7 protein-coding genes are annotated in these 6886 nt (G+C 42.9%); 4 read left to right on the top strand and 3 right to left on the bottom strand.

Going from position 1 to position 6886, the window contains the following annotated elements:
* Window positions 1–133 precede the first annotated feature (133 nt).
* Window positions 134–931 (bottom strand): glutathione S-transferase, encoded by a 798-nt coding sequence (locus PX636_RS20280; RefSeq protein WP_002798699.1) that lies wholly within the window; start codon window positions 929–931, stop codon window positions 134–136.
* Window positions 932–1293: 362 nt separating this feature from the next.
* On the opposite strand from PX636_RS20280, the gene PX636_RS20275 reads away from it, so the two are divergent.
* The 3 genes from PX636_RS20275 to PX636_RS20265 all read left to right on the top strand — a co-directional run bounded on the left by PX636_RS20275 (window position 1294) and on the right by PX636_RS20265 (window position 4061).
* Window positions 1294–2502 carry a hypothetical protein gene (locus PX636_RS20275; protein ID WP_288118525.1) on the top strand — a complete coding sequence of 403 codons (1209 nt, stop codon included), beginning with the start codon at window positions 1294–1296 and terminating at the stop codon, window positions 2500–2502.
* Between the two features lie 33 nt (window positions 2503–2535).
* The gene (locus PX636_RS20270; protein ID WP_002798696.1) at window positions 2536–3528 is read left to right on the top strand and encodes a pentapeptide repeat-containing protein; all 993 of its coding nucleotides are present in this window, start codon (window positions 2536–2538) and stop codon (window positions 3526–3528) included.
* A gap of 65 nt (window positions 3529–3593) precedes the next feature.
* Window positions 3594–4061 (top strand): retroviral-like aspartic protease family protein, encoded by a 468-nt coding sequence (locus tag PX636_RS20265; protein WP_002798695.1) that lies wholly within the window; start codon window positions 3594–3596, stop codon window positions 4059–4061.
* Here PX636_RS20265 and PX636_RS20260 read toward each other — a convergent pair.
* Window positions 4056–5717, bottom strand: a complete 1662-nt coding sequence (locus PX636_RS20260) for a M14 family metallopeptidase (protein ID WP_002798694.1) — start codon at window positions 5715–5717, stop codon at window positions 4056–4058. The two genes, PX636_RS20265 and PX636_RS20260, sit on opposite strands and share 6 nt — an antisense overlap.
* A gap of 71 nt (window positions 5718–5788) precedes the next feature.
* Between PX636_RS20260 and PX636_RS20255 the strand changes: the two genes are divergently transcribed.
* On the top strand, window positions 5789–6001 hold the full coding sequence (locus PX636_RS20255) for a hypothetical protein (protein ID WP_002751038.1): 213 nt from the start codon (window positions 5789–5791) through the stop codon (window positions 5999–6001).
* On the opposite strand, the gene PX636_RS20250 is transcribed toward PX636_RS20255, so the two are convergent.
* Window positions 5998–6744 carry a circadian clock KaiB family protein gene (locus PX636_RS20250; protein WP_002758959.1) on the bottom strand — a complete coding sequence of 249 codons (747 nt, stop codon included), beginning with the start codon at window positions 6742–6744 and terminating at the stop codon, window positions 5998–6000. The genes PX636_RS20255 and PX636_RS20250 overlap by 4 nt on opposite strands.
* Window positions 6745–6886 lie beyond the last annotated feature (142 nt).

Raw genomic sequence — 6886 nt, 5'->3', positions numbered from 1 at the left:
CCAACGAATCGCACCACACCCCACACCCTACACCCCACACCCCACACCCCACACCCCACACCCTACACCCCACACCCCACACCCTACACCCCAAACCCTACACCCCAAACCCCACCAGCCTAGTCAAGCGCTGCTATTCAATCTGGATGGAGTTGGGGGAATCGATAGGAGGGGTGGAACTTCCCGGGGTGATAGTTTGACGGTATTGACTATAAAGACGGTCGCGCCAAGCAAAAAAGCCCTCGTAGGCGCTATTATCGGCTAACCCCGGAATCCCCTTGCCTTGCAATTCCCTGGGCAAGTTGAGATAGGAACCCTGGGGAAACTGAAGCAGTACACTTAATCCCGCCACGGCTAAATCGGCTAAAGTGGGCTGATCACCGACTAAATAGGGACGATTGGTTAAAATGAGGTTCAAAGCCTCTAAATCCTGTTGTAGCCCCTTTTTCGCTGTATTGATAGCATCTTTTCCCAGACCTACACCTGCCCCCAAAATATCAATTAATTCCCCCGGCATAGAACCCAGCAACAAGCGCATAAAACCGGGAGTTTCCTGGGGTAAAAAAGCGGTACGAAAGTTTTGATTTTGGGCAAAAGCGCCGAGAAAAGCGGTTCTTCCTTTTAATCCCAGGGATTCATCGGCCCATTCTTCGATTAATAAACATTGACCCCGTTGTAGGGGATCTGTGGGGATAATTGGTTTTTCAGGATACTTGCGATCAAGATAAAAAGCAATCTCCGTCGAGTCAGCAATATAAGTATCGCCATCCTTGAGGACGGGAACCTGTCGCTGTCCGGAAAGACGGAATAATTCCAATTGTCCCACCCCCGGCACCACGTCCCTTTTTTTATAGGCAAGTCCTTTATAGTCGAGGATGAGACGGACTTTCTCACAATAGGCAGATAATTCAAATTGGTAGAGTTCTAGCATGGGATGATATGGCCTCTCGATAAATCAGTTTCTCCCTGATTACTCTAACCCTATCGGGCATCGGTCGTCTAAACTTAAAGACTTTACTCCGATTTTGTCTGAACATTTGTACTAAAAACGAGCCAGGCGAAAAAATAATCGTTTGCTAATTTTAGGAATTAGGCTGGGTACTCTTAGGGAAGATAGACCAGATCCAGCAACCCCAACTCAATAGTGCCACGCTTTTAGGTTAGGATATTTTCAGGCACTAAAAGCGAGGAATAACTTATATATTCTGGCAAGCTGACTCGCGAGAGACCAATAGCATACCGCTATAGTAGAGGCGTGCGAGGGCTGGCTCCTTTCTCGGATCAGAGGTTACTATGCAATTATCCATCGACGTTTTTAATGATGTAGTTCGCTATCTCGACAGCCACGAAGAAAAATTACGGATCAAAAAATTAATCTTTTGTATCTGTAAAAAATATTGGGAAAATGAGCCTAATATTTTGAACACTGTGGCTATGGAAGACTTGGTGAAGGAGTTAGTGCAACTGAAAACCAATAAAGAACAATTAACTTTTTCTGTTTATAAATTAGTTAAAACCCTCAATCGTCCTAAAGTTTATCTGGGAGTAGCCACGGTTATTATCGAGCAAATCAGTCAATTATATAGTAATATTGCTGCCGCCTACGACAATCAATTATTACTGGTAGAGCCAGAAGTTAACCCTAGCTTCACCACCGTTAATAATGATGTCAACAACGAGGAAGATAATTTATTAAGACAGGTGGTTAGTGGAATAGAAAATCATCGAGAGACAGCGAGAATTCAAAAATTAATGTTTGCCGCTTGTAAAAATCGTTGGGAAAACGATCAAGCGGTGATTAATAATTATGGCTTAAAAAATATTGTTTTAGAACTTCAGCGAAACAATCCCAATTTCCTAAGCTTGCGACAAACTCTCAAGCAAGTTGCCGAAAAGATTAACAAAAAAGCTCTCTACCTAGCCCTAGCCGATATTATTCTTACCCAACTAGAGCCTCTCTACGATACTGATAACGATGACGAAGAAGAGGATAATGAGTCAAAAAGTCAAATCTTGAACACTCAAATAGTTCATCTAAAGAATGATTCTGATTCTGCGTCTAAAACCACATCTTTCTCCCCCTCTAGAAGTGAACCTGTGGATTTTTCCTCTTCGATCATCAATCTAAATGAACCGCAATTAGTCATGGAATTGCCCTTGGCCGAGCCGGCTTCCTCAAATAACAACCCCAGTAATTCCCCACAAATTACCGCCTACGACCCCTTTGAAATTCGTTTAGAAATTTTCCAGTATGCTAATCCTTTACGAGCCAAAATATTGATTTTCTCGCTCCTATTTCATCCTTGGGATCGGAGCGGTCAAGATTGGTCAACTCTGCGAAGTTATACCCTAGAAGATTTACTAAAACAACTCATCCAAAGTGGTAAATCCATCCAGGATATCGAAGTTCAACTATACAATATTGCTCAAACCCAAATGGATACGGATGCTAACGTTCAAACCGCCAGTATTTTGGTGCAAATTTTACAAAAAATTCTTTAATTTTTTACCCAAATTTATCTGGATATTCTACCTATGAAACCCAACGAATTAATTGCACGTTATGCCGCAGGAGAAACTCAATTTAGTGGCTTAAAATTACCAGGAGTTAATTTAGTTGGTGCTGACTTAATTGGCATTGTTTTAAATGAAGCAGATCTGCACGGAGCCAATCTTCTCTTTACCTATCTTAACCGGGCTAATCTCGCTCAAGCTAATCTTGTGACAGCTAATTTAAGCGGTGCTAGTCTCAACCAAGCTGACTTAAATGGGGCAGATTTACGCAGTGCCAATTTACACGGAGCGATGCTACAAGGGGCTAATCTTCGTGATACCGATATAACCCTAGCGACGTTACTTGATGCTAACTTAATCGGGGCGGATTTACGGGGGGCTAATTTAAGTGGTGCTAACCTCACTGGTGCTTGTTTGCGGGGAACAAATATGCGTCAGGAAAAGAAAAATCATAACACTAATTTACAAGGAGCTAATTTCTCCTGCGCCGACCTGCAAGGGGCTAATATGAAAGGGGTTGATCTGGTGCGAGCAAATCTAGTAGGAGCCAATTTAAAGGAGGCTAATTTGTGCAATGTTGACCTCAGAAAAGCGGATTTAACTAATGCTAATCTCCAAGATGCTTTACTTACTGATGCTAATTTAATCGGGGCGCATTTAGTGGGGGCAAATCTAGCGGGAGCCAATTTAGTGCGGTCAAAAATGACCGATACGGAAGCAATGCAGGCAAATTTCCATAGTGCAATTATGACTCAAATAAAATTCGATCGAGCTAATCTTAGTCAAGCTAATTTTCAAGCAGCAAGAATGAATCATGCTGACTTAAGAAGGGCTAATCTTTCAGGAGTTAATTTCAGCGAAGCGTATTTAGTCGATGCTTTCTTTGCTAGAGCAAATCTCACCGGTGCCGATTTAAGTAATGCTAATCTAACTCGTGCCGAGTTAATGAGTGCTAATCTGATGGGAGTTAACTTCCGCGGTGCAATTATGCCCGATGGCCGGATTAATAATTAAAATTACTAGACAGTGTTGTTGGCAATTATTCCGGTATAATTGAAGGTAGAATTGAGGGTAATCTTATGGTTGAGCCAGCAGTTATTACAGAAGATATGGGCAAAATCTACACCAGCATTACAGTTATTAATCGCGCCGATCAAATTCGTGCGGAGGATGGTATGATCGCACCGGAACAAATTCGCTCTCTTACCCTAGAAAATGTCTTGGTGGATACGGGGGCAACCACTCTTTGTCTAGTGCCGGAAGTAGTCTCCCGCTTGGGTTTACAGCTTTTAAAAGAAGTAGATGTGGCTACGGCTAAAGGCATAGGAAAAGCGAGAATTTTTCGCGATGCCACCTTGATTATCGCGGGACGGGAAGGGACTTTTGAATGTTTGGAATTACCCGGGGGTCAAAACAATTTATTAGGAGTAATTCCTTTAGAAGCTTTGGGATTAGAACCGGATCTTCGCAGCCAAAAATTGCGAGTTTTACCCACCGAATCCAAGGATACTTATTTAACAATTTTATCGAACAAAATAGCTCTATAAAATCACTTTTTGTCTGACTGTTCCTGCTCTTTCAGCTATAGCGATAATCTCGATTTCTTGACCAGAAACTCCCTTAATCACCCATTCCACCGTACGGCGATAATCTAAACCGTGAGCAAGACTACTATATACTTTATTTGATCGCCCTTCTAAGTGACCGATTTCCTGCTCTAATTTTCCCACTATTAAACTCACCTCATCGGCTAAATTTAACTTGACTTGAATGGGACGAACAATCTTTCTTTCCAGTGCCTTTTTACTGGTATAAGTGGGTAAGAATCCCTGATTTTCCAACTGTAAAACCAGATGATAAATACCATTTCCCTCCGACTTAAGATCAAGACGAGAGATAGCTAAAAGAGGTGACATTAAAGCATGGGCAATAGTAAACTGACATTGTTTCTCACATAAATCCGGTAAATACTTTTCGGGGGCATTTTGCCAGACATTTTTAAAGTCCCAACCGCCAATTTCCACCTCTCCCAATTGGGGATGATGAAAACTTTGCCAATTAATAAAACCCTTTCCCGCTAAATTCTCATCATTCCAATGCTGTAATTTCAATTCATCTTCAAAAGGATGCCAGCGAAACCATTGAATATAATCATCTTTTTTCACTCCCGCTTGGGTGGGTGCATCCCATAACTCCACCGTAAAACCATACCAACCAAAATGATCGTAACCGTAATCATCCATGGCACCGTTAGTCACTTCTTTGGGATGATAACGAAAATCGTGATAGACAGAAACGCATTCATAACCAGTCATTGCTTTTCCCTTATCAGCAATATATTTATACATTTCTAAGTCTTCCACGGGGAAATATTCATCGGGATGGGTGCTATAGGGACGCAACATGACTGCTGAATAGGTATGATAGGTAACGAAGCCATTAATATTAGTGTTATTTGCCCAAAATTCGGCTTCTGCACGGGTTTCTGGCTCCGAAAAAGGAAAATTGCCGGCCCCTTGCTGTTCCCCTTCAGGAACCCAATAAACGGGATAATTGCGGTTAAAATCCAGGCCCTCTAGGGTGGGGGCAGTGGTAAAATTATAGCCATCGTAATCGCGGATTAAACCTTCGGTGAGCAAAGTGTAAAAAGTTCCTTCAAATTCCTCCGGTTCGCGACGCACCATAATGCGAGGATCTTGTTCAGAAATTTTCCAAGCGCCACAGGTATCTTTTTGGCGCATTTGTAAGATTAAACCATCGCCGTTAATATCTTCAGGATATAGCCCCGGTTTCTCATCCGTGTGGGGATAGGGGCGAATACTCGATCGTAACATATAGGGAGTGGTGAGATATTTTTCTGCTCCATCCACGGCTAATCGCGGCAAAATATAGACAGTGTAATGGTCAAGAAGTCTGGTAATTGGGGAATTATGACCGTATTGGCGCAAAAGATGAGAGATAGTGTAGAGAGCGACGGCAGAGCCTGTTACTTCCCCCGCATGGGTGTTAGCATCAATCCAATAGGCAGGTTTTTCTAAATAGGGGCCTGTGGCTTGATTTGTGAGGGTAGTTAACCAGATATCTCGATTTTCGTAGCTTTTACCGATCGAGGTGAGGCTAATTAAATTAGGATAGGATGAGGCTAGGTTTTTCAGGAAAGAAACTAATTCGGTGTAGGGGTAATAGTGGCTAAAATCAAACATAATCTTCTGCAAGTAAAAAAAGGAGTCTCAGGTTAATTTGACAAAATATAGGATAATAACAGTAAAAAACTATGGATAGTCAAGATATCGCTCGCTATATCGAAGAAACTAACGGTATTTCTAAGCCTTGGCTGTTGGTGCAATTGCGTCTCAAAAAACTGCAAGAACGTCGTGCCAGTCTTTCCCAACAGGAATATATCCAAGAATTGGATGATATTCAGCAAGACTTAATGAAATTGGGCGAATGGTGGCGAGGAATCGAGTCAGAAGTCTTTAAACCCTAAGCGGTGGCGATAATCTGTAATACTCGCGGTAAATCCTCAAATTCGCCGATGATGCGTTTCACCGGTTGCGGCCAAACCCGGACTAAAGTGGGAATAGCAGAGACATGATTAGATTCTGCTTGTTCTGGATGCTTAGAGATATCGATCACTTTCAGGGTATAGGGATGGTGTAATTCTCGCTCTAGAAGCTGATGGATCGATTCTAGGGTGTGTTTAGTATTGGCATTATTGCCGGAGACAAATAACCGCAAAACATAACCCTTGGGACTAGGGTTAGTATAGTCAGAGTCAGCACTAATCCCCGAAGTCGTTGCGGGGCGTTCCTGATAACGGAGAATCAGATCGTGGGATTGCCAAAGTTGGGGAAACTGCTGACGATAGGTTTCTAAGATAGTGGGATTAGAGGATTGTTCCTGCCAAGGTACAGTAAACCAAGCTCGCTCGTCCGTGGCGAAAATAGCATTTAATAAAGGCTGATAGCGACGGACAAGGGGATAGACTTCGGCTCTAGTATGAATACGGTGACTGTAGGGATCTCGCCAGCGATCGATGGTAGCGGTAAAACTAGGAACTAAAAAATGGGGGGGTTCTGGCAACCCTAAAGCGGACTGGAGAGCAGCGCAGAGATTCAGATGCCAATGAGTTTGTTTATCAGGATCGATACAGTAAATCAGGTCGCCCCCGGGGGTAAACAGGGCGATGCCTTTAAAAATATCGGGCAACACAATCGCGGAAGTGGTCACTTGAGGGGTTCCCCTAGGGAATCAATAGGAGCTTCTATTTTTCTAGACTACTCAACTCTTGACCCCTCAAGGATTTCCTTCAGGGTTTTTCTAGATTCTACCCCGCAGCATCATCGCCAGTTCATTGGGGACCGGGGACATG

The organism is Microcystis sp. M53598_WE2, from assembly GCF_030067735.1.
Lineage (GTDB): Bacteria > Cyanobacteriota > Cyanobacteriia > Cyanobacteriales > Microcystaceae > Microcystis > Microcystis aeruginosa.
The sequence above is the reverse complement of the archived record's forward strand: the minus strand, read 5'-3'. Positions and strand labels throughout refer to the sequence as shown.

What these genes read in the sequence shown, in the direction of transcription:
- PX636_RS20280 (WP_002798699.1), bottom strand. Translation starts at nt 931, where the DNA reads ATGCTAGAACTCTACCAATTTGAATTATCTGCCTATTGTGAGAAAGTC.
- PX636_RS20275 (WP_288118525.1), top strand. Translation starts at nt 1,294, where the DNA reads ATGCAATTATCCATCGACGTTTTTAATGATGTAGTTCGCTATCTCGAC.
- PX636_RS20270 (WP_002798696.1), top strand. Translation starts at nt 2,536, where the DNA reads ATGAAACCCAACGAATTAATTGCACGTTATGCCGCAGGAGAAACTCAA.
- PX636_RS20265 (WP_002798695.1), top strand. Translation starts at nt 3,594, where the DNA reads ATGGTTGAGCCAGCAGTTATTACAGAAGATATGGGCAAAATCTACACC.
- PX636_RS20260 (WP_002798694.1), bottom strand. Translation starts at nt 5,717, where the DNA reads ATGTTTGATTTTAGCCACTATTACCCCTACACCGAATTAGTTTCTTTC.
- PX636_RS20255 (WP_002751038.1), top strand. Translation starts at nt 5,789, where the DNA reads ATGGATAGTCAAGATATCGCTCGCTATATCGAAGAAACTAACGGTATT.